We start from the raw sequence: 17938 nt of genomic DNA, 5'->3' as shown, positions 1-17938 counted from the left end.
TTGGCTGGAGCATTCCCGACGCGGGCTCCGCCCGGCGCCCGCCCGATCTGAAGGACGTGGACCGTATGCGTGGAAGCAACCTCATCTGGACCATCGTGGGCATCCTGCTCATCATCGCCCTGCTGATCTTCATCTTCTGACCTTCAGCTTCTGACCCACCGGAATTCGACCTTGAATCTCGCCGCGATGGCGACGGAGCCCAAGGTCGACTTCGTGCAGGGGACCGTGCCTCAGCGGGCGGGACGCGTTGCCCCCACCACCCGGGGACGCCCGGTGAGGTCCTCGTGGTCGAGCACCGACCCCCAGCCCGCCCCCGTGAGCAGCTCGACCACGGCGTCACCCTGGACGTCGGCGTGCTCCATGAGGAGGGCGCCGGACGGACGCAGCAGGTCCCAGGCACGGGCCGCCACCTGCGCCGGGACCTCGAGCCCGTCGGCCCCACCGCCGTAGAGCGCCAGCCCCGGGTCGTGCTCGCGCACCTCGACGTCGACCGGCACGGCGTCCGGCGGGATGTAGGGCGGGTTACTCACCACGACGTCGACCCGGCCCAGCAGGTCGGCGAAGGCCTCCTGCGCCTCCCCCAGCCGCAGGTCGACGTCGGCACCGAGCGCGGCGACGTTGGCGCGGGCATACCGGTATGCCTCGGGAGATAGCTCCACGGCGCCCATCCGGGCGTCCGGTCGGGCCACGGCGATCGCGAGCGCGACGGCCCCGCTGCCGGTGCACAGGTCGACGACGACCGGCTCCCGCAGCGGTGCCAGGTGCCGCAGCGCGAGGTCGACCAGCGTCTCGGTCTCGGGACGCGGGACGAAGACCCCCGGCCCCACGCTCAGGTCCAGCCCGTGGAAGTGCGCGGTGCCGGTGAGGTGCTGGAGCGGCTCCCGCTCCGCGCGTCGGACCACCAGCTCGAGGAAGCGGGCGTGCGCCTGCGCCCCGACGCTCTCGCGCAGCACCCGGCCACGCCGGACCTGGGAGACGTCCTGCCCGAGCGCGTGCGCGAGCAGCAGCTCGGCGTCGACCCCCGGGCTCGGCACCCCCGCGCCGGCCAGCCACCGGGTGGCGGCGCGGACCAGCTCGTCGACGGTCACTGCCGGCCGACGGCGTCCAGCCGCGCCGCCTCGTCCGCGTCCACGGCGGACTGCACCACCGGGTCGAGGTCGCCGTCGAGCACCTGGTCGAGGTTGTAGGCCTTGAAGCCGGTGCGGTGGTCGGCGATCCTGTTCTCGCCGAAGTTGTAGGTGCGGATGCGCTCGCTGCGGTCCACGGTCCGCACCTGGCTGCGCCGGGCCTGGCTGGCCGCCGCCTCGGCCTCCTCCACCGCGACCTGGTGCAGGCGCGCGCGGAGCACGCGCAGGGCCGACTCCTTGTTCTGCAGCTGGCTCTTCTCGTTCTGGCAGGAGACGACGAGGCCGGTCGGCAGGTGCGTGATCCGGACGGCCGAGTCGGTGGTGTTGACCGACTGCCCGCCGGGTCCGGAGGAGCGGAAGACGTCGATCTTGAGGTCGTGCGGGTCGAGGTCGACCTCGGCCGGGTCCTCGATCTCGGGCATGACGAGCACCCCGGCCGCCGAGGTGTGCACCCGACCCTGGCTCTCGGTGACCGGCACCCGCTGCACCCGGTGGACGCCGCCCTCGTACTTCAGCCGGGCCCACGGCGCGTCTCCCGGCTGCGGCGTGCCCGGCGCCGCCACCGACACTCGGGCCTCCTTGTAGCCACCGAGGTCCGAGGGGGTGGCGTCGAGCATCTCGGTCCGCCAGCCCCGCCGCTCGGCGTAACGCAGGTACATGCGCATGAGGTCCGCGGCGAAGAGTGCGGACTCCTCGCCGCCCTCCCCGGCCTTGACCTCGAGGATCACGTCGCGGTCGTCGTCCGGGTCGCGCGGCACGAGCTGGCGCCGCAGGTGCTCAGCCGCGTCGCCGGCCGCCTGCTCCAGGTCGGGCAGCTCGGCCGCGAAGGCCGGGTCCTCCTGCGCCAGCTCGCGCGCAGCCTCGAGGTCACCGGTCGCCGCCTCCCAGGACCGGTATGCCGTCACGACCGGCCCGAGGGCGGCATACCGCGTGTTGAGGCGGCGCAGCGCCGCGGGGTCGGAGTGGACCGCGGGGTCGGCGAGCTGCCGCTCGATGTCCGCGTGCTCCTCGAGCAGCGGTCGGGCGGAGTCGAACACCGTGTCCTCCTGGGTGACGTCGGTCCACATCGCCGGGAACGGCGAACGCCGGCCCCGCGAGCATCTCGCGGGACCGGCGCTGCACGGGTCCTAGTTGGCGGCCTTCTTGCCGTAGCGCTCCTGGAAGCGGGCCACGCGGCCGCCGGTGTCCAGGATCTTCTGCTTGCCCGTGTAGAACGGGTGGCAGTTGGAGCAGACGTCGGCGTTGATGCGGCCGGACGTGGCGGTGCTCCGGGTGGTGAACGACGCGCCGCAGGTGCAGGTGACCTGGGTCTCGACGTACTCCGGGTGGATGTCCTTCTGCATGTCTCTCCTCGGGATGGCGTGTGTCCCCGGGTCGCCCGCGCGGCTGCGCGGCCGTGAACCGGTGGGCCAGCGGATCAGTCTACGTGATCTGGACGGTCCGGCGGACCGCTCAGTCCTCGTCGTCCAGCCGGACCGAGCTGGTCTGCTGGACCTGGGTGAGGAACTCGTAGTTGTGCTTCGTCTTCTTCAACCGGTCGATGAGCAGTTCGATTCCCTGCTGCTGGTCGAGCGCCGCCAGGACCCGGCGCAGCTTCCACATGATCTTGAGCTCCTCCGAGCTCATGAGGATCTCCTCGCGCCGCGTGCCGGAGGCGTTGATGTCGACCGCCGGGAAGATCCGGCGGTTGGCGAGCTGGCGGTCGAGCTTGAGCTCCATGTTGCCGGTGCCCTTGAACTCCTCGAAGATCACCTCGTCCATCTTGGAGCCGGTCTCCACGAGCGCGGTCGCCAGGATGGTCAGCGAGCCGCCGTTCTCGATGTTGCGCGCGGCGCCGAAGAACTTCTTCGGCGGGTAGAGCGCGGCGGAGTCGACACCTCCGGACAGGATGCGGCCCGAGGCCGGGGCCGCCAGGTTGTAAGCCCGGCCCAGGCGGGTGATGGAGTCCAGGAGCACCACCACGTCGCCCCCCATCTCGACCAGGCGCTTGGCCCGCTCGATCGCCAGCTCGGCGACCGTCGTGTGGTCGCTGGCCGGGCGGTCGAAGGTCGAGGAGATGACCTCGCCCTTGACCGCACGCTGCATGTCCGTGACCTCCTCCGGGCGCTCGTCCACGAGGACGACCATGAGGTGGACCTCAGGGTTGTTCGTGGTGATCGCGTTGGCGATGGCCTGCAGGATCAGGGTCTTGCCCGCCTTGGCCGGCGCCACCAGCAGTCCGCGCTGGCCCTTGCCGATGGGGGCGACCAGGTCGATGATCCGGGTGGTGAGGTTCTTCTGCTCGGTCTCGAGCCGCAGCCGCTGCTGCGGGTAGAGCGGGGTGAGGCTGGAGAACTCCGGCCGGCGGCGCGCCTGCTCCGCCTCCTGGCCGTTGATGCTGTCCAGCCGCACGAGCGCGCTGAACTTGCCCTTGTCCCGCTTGTTGCCGGTGGAGGACACGGTGTGCTGCCCGGCGTCGCTGCCCTCCTGCGGGGCCTTGATCGCCCCGGTGACGGCGTCACCCTTGCGCAGACCGTGGCGCTTGACCATGCCCATCGGCACGTAGATGTCGGTCGGGCCGGGCAGGTAGCCGGTGGTGCGGATGAAGGCGTAGCTGTCCAGCAGGTCGACGACACCGCCGACGGGGACGAGCACGTCCTCCTCGGTGTAGCTCTCGGCCTCCTGCTGGCCTCCGCCGCCACCACCCTGCTGACCGCCGCGCCCCCGCTTGCGGTCGCGGTTGCGGTTGCGGTTGCGACGGCGCCCGCGGCGGCCGCCCTCGTCGTCGTCCCAGCCGTCACGGTCGTTCTCGCCCTGGGCCCGCTGGCCCTGGCTGTCGCCCTGCTGCCCCTGGTCGCGGCGGGACTGCCGCCCTGGTCGCCCTGCTGCCCCTGGTCGCGGCGGGACTGCTGGCCCTGGTCGCCCTGGCGGGACTGCTGGCCGCCGTCGCCCTGGCGGTCGCGCTGACCCTGCTGCCGGTCGCGCTGCTCGTCCTGGCGGTCTGCCGACCCGCCGGCGCGGTCGTCACGGCGCTGGTCCCCGCGCTCCTCGGTCTGCGTGCCGCCAACCTGGTCCTGGGCCTGCTCCTGCCCGCGCTCCTGCGCCGAGCGCGGCGCACCCGCGGACGACCCACCCCGGCGGCTGCGGCGGGTGCGGGACCCGCCGCCTGCGGCGCCGGTCTCCTCCCGCTCGGCCTGGGCGCGGTCGAGCGCGGCCTCCAGACCCGTGGCGCCGCCGTCCTGCACGGCCGGCCGCTCCTGCGACGGACGGGTGTCGTCGGCGGACCGGTCCTGGCCGGCCTCCGGACGCGCCGCACCGTTGCTGGAGGCAGCGCCCCCACGCCGCTCCCGGATGGCGGACACGAGGTCGGCCTTGCGCATCTTGGGGTTCACGGTAATGCCCATGCCGGACGCGAGCTGCTGCAGCTCGGCCAGGCGCAGGGTGCTCAGCGCGCCCGTGCGGGTCGCGCCGGCGTCGGTGATCTCAGTCACGTGGGATTCCTTCCCCCTCGGCCTGTGCCGTGTCGGGGTCTGAGGTGTCGTGGTGCGCGTGGACGGCACCACGGTCGGTCTCGCACGGGGTTGGACCGGAGTGCGGCCTACGGATCAGGACACGTCACTGATGGTCGCAAGGCCCGTGCGTGTGAGGTGCCTCGGAGCCGGCCAGAACCGGTCGGCGTGTGTCACGAGACGCCCTCAAGATAACACGCGCGGCGCACCGATCCATACCGGACCGACCGGTCACGAGCCCGCGACCGCGAGGCCGGCCCGCACGATGTCCGCGAGCACGGCGGAGGCGGTCTCGTCCCCGCCGGCTCCGGCCCCGACGAGCCGCACCGGTCCGGCCAGGGCGGCGTCCAGCTCGACGACGTTGGTGCCGCCGCGGGCCTGGGCGAGCGGGTCGGCGGCCGGGAGCACCTCGGGGCGCACCGTGGTGCGCACCCGGCCCCCCGGGACCCGCTCGGCGGTCGCGACCAGCTTGAGCACCCCGCCCTGCTCGGCGGCGGCGGCGAAGTCGGCGTCGGTCAGCCCCGAGATCCCGGTGACGTCGACCTCGTCCAGCGGCGCGGGCACACCCCAGGCGGTCCGGGCGAGGATGGCGATCTTGGCCGCGGCGTCGAGTCCCTCCAGGTCCTCGGTGGGGTCGGCCTCGAGGTAGCCCAGCTCACCGGCCTGGCGCACGGCGTCGGCGAAGGGGACCCCCTCCCGGGCGACGAGGTCGAGGACGTAGTTGGTCGAGCCGTTGACGATGCCCCGGATGCGGGTGATCTCGTCCCCCGCCAGGGCCTCACGCACCACCGACATCACCGGCACCGCGGCCATGACCGCCGCCTCGAGGTGCAGCCCGCCGCCGTGCTGCTGCGCCAGCGCGCGCAGCTCCACGCCCTCACGCGCGATGAGCTGCTTGTTGGCCGTGACCACCTGGACGCCGCGGCGCAGCGCGCCACCGATCAGCTCACCGGCGGGCTCCAGGCCACCCATCACCTCGACGACCACGTCGGCGCGCTCGGCCAGGGTGCCGGGGTCGTCGGTCAGCAGCGCGGAGGGTATGCCCTCCCGCTCCCGCCGGGTGTCGCGCACCGCCACGCCCAGCAGCTCCACCGGGCGGCCCAGGCGGGCGGCATACCGGTCGGGGTGCTGCAGCAGGGCGCGGGCGACGGCCGCGCCGACGGTCCCGCCGCCGAGCAGGGCGACGCGCAGCGGCACGGACCCTGACGAGGTCGCGGAGGTCGAGGTGGACGAGGACACGTGGGTGCTCCAGGGGTCGGGGACGGGTCGGTCACGGTGCGTGCGAGCGCAGCCGGGCAGCGCCCCGGCTCACATCCGCTCGGGCGCGGTGACGCCGAGAAGCGTGAGCCCGTTGGCGAGGACCTGCCGGGTGGCGTCGTTCAGCCACAGGCGGGTGCGGTGCAGGTCGGTGATCTCCTCGTCGGCGCTCATCGGCCGGACGCGGCACTCGTCGTACCACTTGTGGAAGTGGCCCGCGAGGTCTTCGAGGTAGCGCGCCACCCGGTGCGGCTCGCGCAGCTGGGCCGCCTGCGCCACGACCCGGGGGAAGTCCCCGAGCGCGGCGAGCAGCACCGACTCGGTCGGGTGGTCCAGCAGCGCCGGGGCGAAGCCGTCCTCGCGACGCACCCCGTCCTCGCCGGCGAGCCGGGCGACGTTGCAGGTACGGGCGTGGGCGTACTGCACGTAGAAGACGGGGTTGTCATTGGTCCGGCGGGCCAGCAGGTCCAGGTCGATGTCGATGCTGGTGTCGGACGAGCTCCGGGTCAGCGCGTAGCGCGCGGCGTCCACGCCGACCGCCCCGACGAGGTCCTCGAGGACGACGACGGTGCCCGCACGCTTGGACATCCGGACGGGCTGCCCGTCCTTGACGAGGTTGACCAGCTGGCCGATGAGGATCTCGAGGTTGACCCCCGGCTCGTCGCCGAAGGCCGCGCACATCGCCATCATCCGCTGGACGTAGCCGTGGTGGTCCGCGCCGAGCATGATGATGGCGCGGTCGAAGCCGCGCTCCCGCTTGTCGAGGTAGTAGGCCAGGTCGCCGGCGATGTAGGCGGCCCGCCCGTCGCGACGGATGACCACGCGGTCCCGGTCGTCGCCGTAGTCGGTGGTGCGCAACCACAGGGCGCCGTCCTGCTCGAACATCTCCCCCTGCTGCTGCAGCCGCTGGACGGCCCGCTCGACCGCGCCGGACTCGTGCAGCGAGTTCTCGTGGAAGAAGACGTCGAAGCGCACCCCGAAGTGCTCCAGCGAGGCCTTGATCTCGTCGAACATCAGCGCGACGCCGGCCTGCCGGAAGGTCTCCTGGGCCTGCACCTCGTCCTGCTCGAGCACCTCAGGGTGCTGCCGGACGACCTCGGCGGCGATGTCGTCGATGTAGGCACCGGCGTAGCCGTCCTCGGGGGCCTGCTCCTTCCGGGCCGCGGCGAGGAGGGACCGGGCGAAACGGTCGATCTGCGCGCCGTGGTCGTTGAAGTAGTACTCCCGCGTCACGTCCGCACCGCTGGCCTCCAGCACCCGGCCGAGCGCGTCCCCGACCGCGGCCCACCGGGTGCCTCCGAGGTGGATCGGCCCGGTCGGGTTGGCGGACACGAACTCCAGGTTGATGCGCTCCCCCGCGAACGTCTCTCCCCGTCCGTAGGCCTCACCCGCCTCCATGATGCTGCGGGCCAACTCACCGGCGCTCGCGGCGTCCAGCGTGATGTTGAGGAAGCCCGGGCCGGCGACGTCGACCGCCGCGACCCCGTCGACGCGCTGCAGCCGCCCGGCGACGATCTCGGCGAGCCGGCGCGGGGGCATACCCGCGCGCTTGGCCAGCTGCATCGCGACGTTGCTCGCCCAGTCCCCGTGCTCGCGGCTGCGCGGCCGCTCCACGCGCAGCTCCCCGACGGCCGGCAGGTCGGCCTCGGCGAGGGCCAGGTCGCCGGTGCCGGCGGCCTCGGTCAGCACGGCATGGATCGCTGCAGCGAGCTGTTCAGGGGTCACCCGCACCAGTCTAGGGGCGCGGTATGCCGGGCCCGAACCGGGATTTCGGCCACCCCAACGGGCGCTGCTAGAGTTGTCGGCTGTTGCCCCCGTAGCTCAGGGGATAGAGCACCGCCCTCCGGAGGCGGGTGCGCAGGTTCGAATCCTGCCGGGGGCGCTCCCCTCCTCACCGAGGGTGCGCAGGCAACAGGTCTGCGAGGGAGGTGTCAGGGTTCCTGGTGGGCCCCCCGGGTTTCAAACCCGCGGAACGGCGACTCGTCGTCGTTGGCAGGTTCGATTCCTGTCCGCCTCCGCTCCTCCCGCCTTGCTAGGCTGCTTCGCTACATCGACGCCGCGAGGGGGTGGTGGCCGTGCAGCAGGGTCGCACCAGCAGCACCGCCCTCCTCGTGGCGCTCAGCACCGTCTTCCTCTCCCGCCGACCGCGCGAGCGCGACCTGCTCCCCGCCGGCGCGGCGGAGCAGACCGAGACCCTCCTGGGGGCCGTCGCACCGGGCCGGACGCGGCTCGTGGGGGCGCTCTCCCGTCCGCCGCTGCACCACCTCGTGCGCCTGGTCGAGCGCTCCCTCCTGCCCGGCATCCAGCGGCACTACGCCCTCCGCAAGCGGGCCATCGAGGAGGCGGCCCGGACCGCCGTCGCCGAGGGGGCCGAGCAGCTCCTCGTCCTCGGCGCCGGGCTGGACACGCTCGCCACCCGGGTCGCCCGCGACCTCCCCCACGTCCGGTGCGTCGAGGTGGACCACCCGGCCACCCAGGCGGTCAAGCGGCGGGCGCTGGGCGAGGGCATACCGGCGAGCCTCCGGCTGCTCCCGGTCGACCTGTCCACCCGCTCGCTGCGGGACGTCGACGAGCTCGACCGGGGGCTGCGCACCGTCGTCGTGCTCGAGGGCGTGAGCATGTATCTCACCGAGGAGGCGGTGCGGGACATCCTGGGCGCCTGCGCGCAGCTCCCGACCGGTTCACAGGTGCTCTGGACCTTCGTGCACCCGGACGACGCCGGTCGGCTGCGCTTCCACCGCGCCGGTGGGTGGGTCGACACCTGGCTGGACCGCCAGCACGAGCCCTTCACCTGGGGACTGCCCGTCGACGCGGTCCCCGGCTTCGTCGCCCCGCTCGGGCTGGAGGTCGAGGAGATCCTCGACGCCGCCGACCTGCGCACGCGCTACCTCGACCCGCTCGGGCTCGAGGGGGACCTCGCGGAAGGAGAGGCCGTATGCCGGTGCCGAACCAGCCCGTGACCCTCAACGACCTGCACTCCCGGCTCAACCCCACCCGGGTGCGCACCCTGCTGGAGCCGACCTCGACCGCCGAGGTGGCCGACGCCGTGCGCGCGGCCCGGGACCGGGGCCTGCCGGTCTCGGTGTGCGGCGGGCGGCACGCCATGGGCGGCCAGCAGTTCGGCGCCGACGCCGTGCAGCTCGACCTGTCCCGGCTCACCGGGGTGCGTTCCTTCGACCCGGAGCGCCGCCTGCTGACGGTCGGGGCCGGGATCCAGTGGCCCGCGCTGGTGGCCGAGCTGGAGCGCCGGTCGGCGGGGCTGGAGACGCCGCTGACCTTCCGGCAGAAACAGACCGGCGCCGACCGGCTGAGCCTTGGTGGGGCGCTGTCGGCCAACGTGCACGGTCGCGGCCTGCGCTTCCGCCCCTTCGTCGACGACGTCGAGTCCTTCGTCCTCGTGGACGCCGACGGCGAGGTGCGGCACTGCTCGCGGGAGGAGGACCACGACCTGTTCGCGCCGGCCATCGGCGGCTACGGCCTCTTCGGGGTGATTACCGAGGTGACGCTGCGGCTCGTGCCGCGCCAGCACCTGCGCCGGGACGTCGAGGTCGTCGACCTGCAGGAGATCGAGACCTCCTTCGAGGAGCGCCTCGGTCGCGGCTACACCTACGGCGACTTCCAGTTCATGACCGACCCGGCCGCCCCGGGCTTCCTGGACCGCGGGGTGCTCGCGGCGTATGCCCCCGTGCCCGACGACGTCCCGCTCACCGCGGACCCTCGCGAGCTCACGGCGCAGCGGTGGCAGCAGCTGCTGACCCTCGCGCACACCGACAAGGCCCGGGCCTTCGACCTCTACTCCGAGCACTACCTGGGCACCGACGGGCAGGTCTACCGCTCCGACCGGCAGCAGCTCGGGGTCTACGTCGACGGCTACCACGACTCGCTCGACGGCCCGCCGGCCAGCGAGATGATCACCGAGGTCTACGTGCCACGCACCGAGCTGGGCTCGTTCATGCGGGCCTGCCGCGAGGACTTCCGGGCGCACGAGGTCGAGTGCATCTACGGCACCGTGCGGCTCATCGAGCCCGACGAGGAGAGCTTCCTGCCGTGGGCGCAGGGGCTGCGCGCCTGCATCATCGTCAACCTGCACGTCCAGCACGACGAGGCGGGGATCACCAAGGCCGTCGACGACTTCCGCCGCATCATCGACCGGGCGCTGCAGCGCGGCGGGTCGTTCTACCTCACCTACCACCGCTGGGCGACCCGGGAGCAGCTGCTCGCCGCCCACCCGCGGCTGCCCGCCTTCCTGGAGAAGAAGCACGAGCACGACCCGGACGACGTCTTCACCAGCGAGTGGTATCGCCACCTGCGGCGGACGCTGGCGGGGTGAGGCGGGTGGTCGACCCGCGCCGCGGCATACCCTCCACCGACGCGGTGCTGCGCGACCCCGCCGTCGCCCCGCACGTGGCCGAGGTGGGACGGGACAGGGCGGTGCCGCTCGTCGCCGACGTGCAGCGACGTGCCCGGGCCGGTGACCTCGACCCGGGCGCGGTCGTGCGGACCGTCGCGGCGCAGCTCGCGGCACTCGACCCCGGCCCGGGGACGCGGCCGGTCCTCAACGCCACCGGTGTCGTCGTGCACACCAACCTCGGTCGTGCACCCCTGAGCGAGGCGGCCCGGGCGGCCCTCGTCGACGCGGCGGGCTACACCGACGTCGAGCTCGACCTCACCACCGGCGCCGCGGGCGGCGAGGGGCAGGGACTCTCGAGGCGCTGCTCGCCGCGGTGCCCGAGGCGCAGGACGCGCTCGTCGTGGGCAACGGCGCGGCCGCGCTGCTGCTGGCCACCACCGCGCTCGCCGCCGGTCGCGAGGTGGTCGTGAGCCGGGGCGAGATGATCGAGATCGGCGACGGCTTCCGGCTGCCCGACCTCGTCGAGTCCGGCGGGGCACGGCTGCGCGAGGTCGGCACCACCAACCGCACCCACCTGCGCGACTACGAGCAGGCCCTGGACCGGACCGGCGCGGACGTCGGCGCGCTGCTCAAGGTGCACCCCAGCAACTTCCGGGTGGAGGGCTTCGTGAGCAGCGTCCCCGTGGCCGACCTGGCCGGGCTCGCCGACGCCCGGCAGCGGCCGCTGGTCGTGGACCTCGGCAGCGGCCTGCTCGAGCCGGACGTCGACCTGCCCGAGGAGCCGGATGCCCGCACCACGCTGCGCGCCGAGGCCGCGCTGGTCACCGCGAGCGCCGACAAGCTCCTCGGCGGCCCGCAGGCCGGGGTCGTCCTGGGCCGGGCCGACCTGGTGGCCCGGCTGCGCCGCCACCCGATGGCGCGCGCGCTGCGTGTCGACAAGCTCACCCTCGCCGCGCTCGCCGCGACGGTGCGCGAGCGTGCCACCACGCCGGTGACGCTGGCCCGCCGGGCCCGGGACGGGCAGCTGCGCGAGCGTGCCGAGCGTCTCGCCGCCGCGCTGCGCGACCACGGGATCACCGCCGAGGTGGTCCCGCACGACGGGCGCGTGGGCGGTGGTGGCGCGCCAGGCATACCGTTGGCCGGCTGGGCGGTCGCCGTGCCCGAGCCGCTGGCGGCCCCGCTGCGGGCCGGGCGCCCGGCGGTGCTCCCGCGGGTGCACGACGGGGTCTGCCTGCTCGACCCGCGGTGCGTGCCGACCGAGCAGGACGACGTGCTCGTGCGGGCCGTGGTCGCCGCCGCTCGCGCGGCGCAGCCCGGGCGATGACCGTCGTCGCCACCGCGGGTCATGTCGACCACGGCAAGTCGACCCTGGTCCGCGCGCTGACCGGCATGGAGCCGGACCGCTGGGAGGCGGAACGGCGCCGCGGGCTCACCCTCGACCTCGGGTATGCCTGGACCACGCTCCCCCGCTCCCGGGACCTGGCCTTCGTCGACGTGCCCGGTCACCGCCGCTTCATCGGCAACATGCTCAGCGGTCTGGGGCCGGTGGCCGCGGTCCTGCTCGTCGTCGCCGCCGACGGCGGCTGGAGCGCGCAGTCGGAGGAGCACCTGCGTGCCGCGCACGCGCTGCGGCTGCGGCACGGGGTGCTCGCGGTGACCCGTGCGGATCTCGCCGACCCGACCGCCGCGCTGAGGCAGGCGCGGGAGCGGCTCGTGGGGACGAGCCTCGCGGGCATCCCGGCGACCTCCGTGTCGGCCCGCACCGGCGCCGGTCTGGTCGAGCTGCGCGAGCTGCTGGACTCCTGCGCGGCGGGGATGCCCGCTCCGCCCGCCGACGCGCCGGTCCGGCTCTGGATCGACCGGGCCTTCACCGTCCGCGGCGCCGGCACCGTCGTCACGGGGACCCTGCCCGCGGGGACGGTCGCGGCGCAGGACCGGTTGCTGCTGACCCCTCCCGACGGGTCGCGGCCCCGCGAGGTGGTGGTGCGCGGGGTCCAGACCCTGGGTGAGGACGTCGGGCGCGTGGAGGGCGCGGCGCGGGTCGCGCTCAACCTGCGCGGGGTGGACCTGTCCGACGTCGGTCGGGGACAGGCGCTGCTGGGCGCGGAGCGGCCGTGGTGGCGCACGGACACCAGCGACGTGCTGCTCGACGACGGCGTCGATGCCCTGCCCGCCCAGGTGACGGTGCACGCCGGGACGGTCTCCGTGCCCGGCAGGCTGCGCACCCTCGACGGGCACCACGCCCGGCTGCACACCGAGCTCCCGCTGCCGCTCGTGCTGGGCGACCGCCTCATCCTGCGGGACCCGGGCCGCGAGGGGGCGATCGTCGGGGCGGAGGTGCTCGACCCGGTTGCCCCGCCGCTGCGGCGCAGCGGCGCCGCCCGGCGGCGGGCGGCGGCTCTGCGTGGGGATCCCGGCGAGGACACGTCGGGCGGGGCAGCACGGGATGCGGACCGCGCGCCGAAGGGGGGGACGGACGCCGTGGCGACGAGCGCAGTCACCGGCGTGGAGCTGGGCGGCCGCCGCGTCGCTGCGGCGACCGCCGACCTGTGGGTGGGGGCGCTGACCACGCTGGTGGCTGACCGGGCGGCCGCGGACCCGCTCGACCCCTGGCTGCCGCTCGGCACCACCTTGGCGACCCTGCGCCGCCAGGTCGGGGTGCCCGACCGGCTCGTGCTGGAGGCGGTCGCGGCACGCGCGAGCCTGGTGGTCCGCGACGACCGCGTGGGGCCCTCGCCCGGCAGCAGCCCCGGACCCACGACGACCTCGGGGGCGCTCCCGGGCGACCCGCCGGGCCTGGCCGCGCTCCTGGGGCGGCTCGCCGACGACCCGTTGGACGCCCCCACCCGGCCCGAGATCGAGGTCCTGGGCGTGGAACGGCGAGAGATCGCGACCGCGAGCGCGCGCGGCGCGCTGCTCCGGCTGCCGGGCGAGGTGCTGCTCGGCCCGGACGCCCCGGCCCGGGCCCTGAGGGCGCTCGCCGACCTGCCGCAGCCATGGACGACGAGCGCGGCGCGCGAAGCCCTCGGGGTCAGCCGGCGGGTGACGATCGCGCTGCTCGAGCACCTGGACGCGCGCGGGCATACCCGACGCGACCCGGAGGGCACCCGCACGCTGCTCACCTGATCCGCTGCGCAGGGTGGGCATGGCGATCTGGGAGCCGCGCCCCAGAAGGCTCCGTCCACGTCTCCTAGAGTCCCGGTATGCCCGAGCGCACGACCGCAGATCCCTCGACCGCCCCGCGACTCACCGCGCTGGCCGCCGGCGGCGGCTGCGCCTGCAAGATCCCGGCCGGGCGCCTGGAACGGCTCGTCGACGGGCTGAAGACCCCGGACGGTGACGTCGCCGACCGGCTGCTCGTCGGGCTGGAGCACGGCGACGACGCGGCCGCCGTGCGGCTGGACGGCGGGACCGCCGTGCTGTCGACCGCCGACTTCTTCACCCCCGTCGTCGACGACCCCACCGACTGGGGCCGGATCGCGGCCGCCAACGCGCTCTCCGACGTCTACGCCATGGGCGGCACCCCGGTGCTGGCGATCAACCTGCTCGGCTGGCCCTCGGACCTCGACGACGACCTCGCCCGCGAGGTGCTCCGCGGCGGCGCCGAGGTCGCCGCCCTCGCGGGCTGCCCGCTCGCCGGCGGTCACTCCATCACCGCCCCCGAGCCGCTCTACGGACTCGCCGTGACCGGGACCGCCCGCGCCGACGCGCTGATCCGCAACGACGCCGCGGACCCCGGCCTGCCCGTCACGCTCACCAAGCCGCTCGGCACCGGCATCCTCAGCAACCGCCACGGCCGGACCGGCGAGGTCTTCCCCGAGGCGGTGGCGACCATGACGGCCCTCAACCGGGAGGCCTCGGCCGCCGCCGTCGGCGCGGGGGTGCGCGCCGGCACGGACGTCACCGGGTTCGGGCTGCTGGGGCACCTGTGGAAGCTGTGCCGCGCCTCCGGCGTCGCGGCCGAGATCGACGTCACCGCCGTGCCCACGATCCCCGGCGCGCGGGAGAGCCTGACGGCGGGCTACCTGCCCGGCGGGAGCCGGCGCAACCTGGACTGGGTGCGGCCCCACCTCGAGACCGGCGCCGGCGTCGACGAGGACGACCTGCTCCTCCTCGGCGACGCCCAGACCAGCGGCGGCCTGCTGCTCGTCGGCGAGGTGCCGGACGGCGTCGGCACCCTGATCGGCCGGACCGTGCCGGCCGCGGGAGGACGCCCGACCCTGCACCTGCGGTGAGCCCGCTCGGGCCCACCCCGGTCCGGGCCCTACCGTGACCGGTATGCCCACCGCGCTCCCCCTCGTCGACGGCACCGAGCTCCCGGTCGCGCAGACCTACGACAACATCGACCCCGCCGACGGCTCGGTCCTGGGGCAGGTCGCGCGGTCCGGTCCGGACGAGGTCGACCGGGCGGTGCGGGCCGCGGCGCGGGCCCAGCCGGCGTGGGCGGCGACCTCCCCCGAGCACCGCGCCGACGCTCTGACCCGCTGGGCCGCGCTGGTCGACCGCGACCGGGAGCAGCTGGCCCGCACCGAGTCCGAGGACACCGGCAAGCCGCTCTCCCAGGCCCGCGCCGACGCGACGGTGGCGGCGCGCTACCTGCGCTACTACGGCCGGGTCGTCGAGGCCTTCTACGGCGACGCGATCCCCCTGGGGCCGGAGCTGCACGCCTACACCCGGCGCGAGCCCTACGGCGTCGTGGGTAGCGTCGTCGCCTGGAACTACCCGCTGCAGCTGGCCTCCCGCTCCATGGCGGCTGCCGCCGCGACCGGCAACGCCGTCGTCCTCAAGCCCGCGGACGAGACGCCACGGACCGCCCTCGCGCTCGCCGCGCTCGCGACGGAGGCCGGCGTGCCGGACGGTGTCGTGGGTGTCGTGCCGGGGCTGGGCGCGGAGGCCGGGGCCGCCCTCACCGCCCACCCGCAGGTGGCCCACCTGGGCTTCGTCGGCTCCACGGAGACCGGCCGCGCGGTCGCCCGGGCCGCCGCCGAGCGGGTGGTGCCGGCCGTGCTCGAGCTGGGCGGCAAGTCCGCCCACGTCGTCTTCGCCGACGCCGACCTCGAGGCGGCGGCCGACGCCATCACCCGCAGCATCCTGCAGAACGCCGGACAGACCTGCTCGGCCGGCTCCCGGCTCGTCGTCCACTCCTCGGTCCGGCGCGACCTCGTCGACGCCGTCGCCGAGCGCTTCCGCGCCACCACGCTGGGCCGCGGGCTGGACGACCCGGACCTCGGCCCGCTCGTCTCACTGCGGCAGCAGGAGCGGGTCCGCGGCTACGTCGAGGGCGCCCGCAGCGGCGAGCTGGTCGTCGGGGGCTCGGCTCCCACCGACCGCGGCGCGGACGGCGCCTTCTGGCTCCCCACGCTCATCGACGGCGTGGACCCCCGGGAGCCCATCGCCCAGGAGGAGGTCTTCGGGCCGGTGCTGGTCACCACGCCGTTCGAGGACGAGGCGCAGGCGCTGGCGCTCGCGAACGGCACGGCATACGGGCTCATCGCGGCGCTGTGGACCCGCGACCTGTCCCGGGCGCACCGCCTCGCGGGAGCGCTGGAGGCCGGCCAGGTCTTCGTCAACACCTTCGGCGCCGGAGGCGGGGTGGAGCTGCCCTTCGGCGGTGTCAAGGCCTCGGGCTACGGCCGGGAGAAGGGGATCGAGGCGCTCGCCGGCTTCACCCGGACCAAGACCGTCGCGGTCCGGATCGACTGAGGGCCCGACCGGTTCCGACTCAGGGAGGACGCGGGCCCGCCCGATCTCCGACCGGGGTCTGATGCCCGACCTCCCCGCGCGCTGGTTGACTGGACGCATGACGACACCAGATGCGCAGCAGACGCCGGGGACGGGGATCAGCGTCCGGGGACTGACCAAACGCTTCGGTAGCTTCACCGCCGTGGACGACCTGACCTTCGAGGTGGCCCCCGGGCGGGTGACCGGCTTCCTCGGACCCAACGGCGCCGGCAAGACGACGACCCTGCGGATGCTGCTCGGGCTGATCTCCCCCACGGCGGGTGAGGCGCTCATCGGCGGGCGGCGGTATGCCGACCTGGCCCAGCCCATGAGCACGGTCGGGGCCGCGCTGGAGGCGACCGGGTTCCACCCCGGGCGCACCGGGCGCAACCACCTGCGGGTCCTCGCCGCGACGCACGGCATCCCCGACTCCCGGGTCGACGAGCTGCTCGACCTGGTCGGCATCCCGGCGGCCGCCCGCAAGAAGGCCGGTGGCTACTCGATGGGGATGCGCCAGCGGCTCGGTCTCGCGGCGGCGCTCCTCGGCGACCCGGACGTGCTGCTGCTGGACGAACCGGCCAACGGCCTGGACCCCGAGGGCATCCGGTGGATGCGCGGCTTCATGCGCCACCTGGCCGCGGAGCAGGGCAAGACCGTGCTCGTCAGCTCCCACCTCCTCGGCGAGGTCGAGCAGACCGTCGAGGACGTCGTCATCATCGCCAACGGCCGGCTGGTGCGCCGCGGCACCATGGACGAGCTGCACGGCGAGCCGGCCGTGCTGGCGCGCACCGCCGATCCGGGTGCCCTGGGCCACGCCCTGGAGCAGGCCGGGCTGCAGGTCGAGGTCGCGCCCGACCAGGGCGAGGGCGCGCTGCGGGTCCACACCGGCGACCTGGCCGCCGTGGGCGACGTCGCGCTGGCGGCGGGGCAGCCGGTGCACGAGCTCAGACCGCTGCGGACCGACCTCGAGCGGCTCTTCCTGGAGCTGACCGAGTCGCCCGAGCACCGCAACCGCAACCGCTCGACCGGGACGGAGGCCGCCTGATGATGACGCTCGTGCGCGCCGAGCTGCGCAAGACCAGCACCACCCGCATCTCCTGGACCATGCCGGTGGCGATGTTCCTCGTCGGTGGTCTCTTCGCCGCGCTGCAGGGCTTCGCCCTCGTGAGCTTCGGCGAGATCCCGGGGCCGGACGGGCAGACGATCGCCCCGGTCGAGGCCTTCGGCGAGACCGCGATCGCCCGGCTGGTCTACACCGGCGGCTTCCAGTTCGGCTACCTGCTAGCCCTCGTCCTCGGCATCCTGTCGATGAGCGGGGAGTTCCGGCACCAGACGATCACCGGCACGCTGCTGAGCACCCCGCGGCGGGCCCGGCTCATCCTGGGCAAGCTGCTCGCCCTGGCGGTCGTCGTCACCCTCAACGGGCTGGCCTTCATCGCGGGCAGCCTCGTGGGCGGCGGGCTCATCCTGCTCTCCGGCGACGTCGCCCTCTTCCCCGACGCAGGCGGTCTGGTGCTGACGCTGCTGCGGCTGCTCCTCGTCCTCGTGCTCTGGGGCCTCATCGGGTTCGGGCTCGGCGTGCTCATCACCAACCAGGTCATGGCCCTCTTCGCGGGCATCGCCATCGCCCTGCTCGTCGAGCCGCTGCTGAGCTTCCTCATCCAGTTCCTCGACCCCGTGGCCGAGGCCGCGCGCTACTTCCCGAGCCAGGCCACGACGGCAGCGCTCGACCTCTTCGCCGGCGTGGACGCCGAGGCCGCCGCGGTCTTCGGCGGCGGTGACCTGCTCACGTGGTGGGTGGGTGCGCTGGTGCTGCTGGGCTACGCCCTGGTCATGACGGTGATTGGGTGGATCGTCACCACCCGTCGCGACGTCGCCTGACGCGCCCGCGCCGCCCTCGGACCACCTCCTGCGTTTCCGTGACGCAGGAGATAGGCTGAGGGCGGCGCGTGCGCTTGTCGGCGCGCGTGCGGCAGTCCCCGGACGTGAGATGA

At 74.5% G+C, this 17938-nt stretch carries 12 protein-coding genes, 2 tRNA genes and 2 pseudogenes; 10 read left to right on the top strand and 6 right to left on the bottom strand.

The annotated features are described in order from the left end of the window. Positions 1 to 230: 230 nt before the first annotated feature. The 6 genes and pseudogenes from prmC to argS all read right to left on the bottom strand — a co-directional run bounded on the left by prmC (position 231) and on the right by argS (position 7597). Complete coding sequence (prmC, locus tag BJF86_RS05255) at positions 231 to 1088, bottom strand: peptide chain release factor N(5)-glutamine methyltransferase (protein ID WP_075817226.1); 858 nt, start codon at positions 1086 to 1088, stop codon at positions 231 to 233. Beyond that, positions 1085 to 2194 carry a peptide chain release factor 1 gene (gene prfA, locus BJF86_RS05250; protein WP_187345592.1) on the bottom strand — a complete coding sequence of 370 codons (1110 nt, stop codon included), beginning with the start codon at positions 2192 to 2194 and terminating at the stop codon, positions 1085 to 1087. The genes prmC and prfA overlap by 4 nt, the downstream gene beginning before the upstream one ends. Before the next feature lie 60 nt (positions 2195 to 2254). Next, positions 2255 to 2470, bottom strand: a complete 216-nt coding sequence (gene rpmE / locus BJF86_RS05245; RefSeq protein WP_066637757.1) for a 50S ribosomal protein L31 — start codon at positions 2468 to 2470, stop codon at positions 2255 to 2257. Between the two features lie 109 nt (positions 2471 to 2579). Next, positions 2580 to 4597, bottom strand: a pseudogene (gene rho / locus BJF86_RS05240) (transcription termination factor Rho). Positions 4598 to 4846: 249 nt separating this feature from the next. Further along, on the bottom strand, positions 4847 to 5854 hold the full coding sequence (locus BJF86_RS05235; protein ID WP_075817225.1) for a homoserine dehydrogenase: 1008 nt from the start codon (positions 5852 to 5854) through the stop codon (positions 4847 to 4849). Positions 5855 to 5923: 69 nt separating this feature from the next. Then, positions 5924 to 7597, bottom strand: coding sequence for an arginine--tRNA ligase (gene argS, locus BJF86_RS05230; RefSeq protein WP_075817224.1), 1674 nt, complete (start codon positions 7595 to 7597; stop codon positions 5924 to 5926). An 85-nt stretch (positions 7598 to 7682) separates the two neighbouring features. Here argS and BJF86_RS05225 point away from each other — a divergent pair. From BJF86_RS05225 to BJF86_RS05185, 10 genes and pseudogenes are all read left to right on the top strand, one after another. Next, a tRNA-Arg gene (locus BJF86_RS05225) sits at positions 7683 to 7754 on the top strand. A gap of 42 nt (positions 7755 to 7796) precedes the next feature. Continuing rightward, positions 7797 to 7890: transfer RNA gene (locus BJF86_RS17875), tRNA-Sec, on the top strand. A 57-nt stretch (positions 7891 to 7947) separates the two neighbouring features. Next, positions 7948 to 8832, top strand: coding sequence for a class I SAM-dependent methyltransferase (locus tag BJF86_RS05220; protein ID WP_158068376.1), 885 nt, complete (start codon positions 7948 to 7950; stop codon positions 8830 to 8832). After that, entirely contained in the window at positions 8808 to 10202 is a 1395-nt protein-coding gene (locus tag BJF86_RS05215) for an FAD-binding oxidoreductase (RefSeq protein WP_075817222.1), read from the top strand. The genes BJF86_RS05220 and BJF86_RS05215 overlap by 25 nt, the downstream gene beginning before the upstream one ends. A gap of 5 nt (positions 10203 to 10207) precedes the next feature. Then, positions 10208 to 11547, top strand: a pseudogene (selA, locus tag BJF86_RS05210) (L-seryl-tRNA(Sec) selenium transferase). After that, positions 11544 to 13349: a selenocysteine-specific translation elongation factor gene (locus BJF86_RS05205; RefSeq protein WP_075817221.1), complete on the top strand. Its 1806-nt coding sequence runs from the start codon at positions 11544 to 11546 to the stop codon at positions 13347 to 13349. Before selA ends, BJF86_RS05205 begins: the two are co-directional and overlap by 4 nt. Before the next feature lie 77 nt (positions 13350 to 13426). After that, positions 13427 to 14458: a selenide, water dikinase SelD gene (gene selD / locus BJF86_RS05200; RefSeq protein ID WP_075817220.1), complete on the top strand. Its 1032-nt coding sequence runs from the start codon at positions 13427 to 13429 to the stop codon at positions 14456 to 14458. Positions 14459 to 14501: 43 nt separating this feature from the next. Further along, positions 14502 to 15926 (top strand): aldehyde dehydrogenase family protein, encoded by a 1425-nt coding sequence (locus tag BJF86_RS05195; protein ID WP_075817219.1) that lies wholly within the window; start codon positions 14502 to 14504, stop codon positions 15924 to 15926. Between the two features lie 97 nt (positions 15927 to 16023). Beyond that, a complete protein-coding gene (locus BJF86_RS05190; RefSeq protein WP_075817218.1) occupies positions 16024 to 16989 on the top strand; it encodes an ABC transporter ATP-binding protein in 966 nt (321 codons plus the stop codon). After that, positions 16989 to 17825, top strand: coding sequence for an ABC transporter permease subunit (locus BJF86_RS05185; RefSeq protein ID WP_075817217.1), 837 nt, complete (start codon positions 16989 to 16991; stop codon positions 17823 to 17825). The genes BJF86_RS05190 and BJF86_RS05185 overlap by 1 nt, the downstream gene beginning before the upstream one ends. Positions 17826 to 17938: the final 113 nt, after the last annotated feature.

The sequence above is a fragment of the Serinicoccus sp. CNJ-927 genome, from assembly GCF_001942435.1.
Taxonomy (GTDB): domain Bacteria; phylum Actinomycetota; class Actinomycetes; order Actinomycetales; family Dermatophilaceae; genus Ornithinicoccus; species Ornithinicoccus marinus.
Note: the sequence above shows the minus strand (reverse complement) of the source record. Positions and strands in the feature narration are given on the sequence as shown.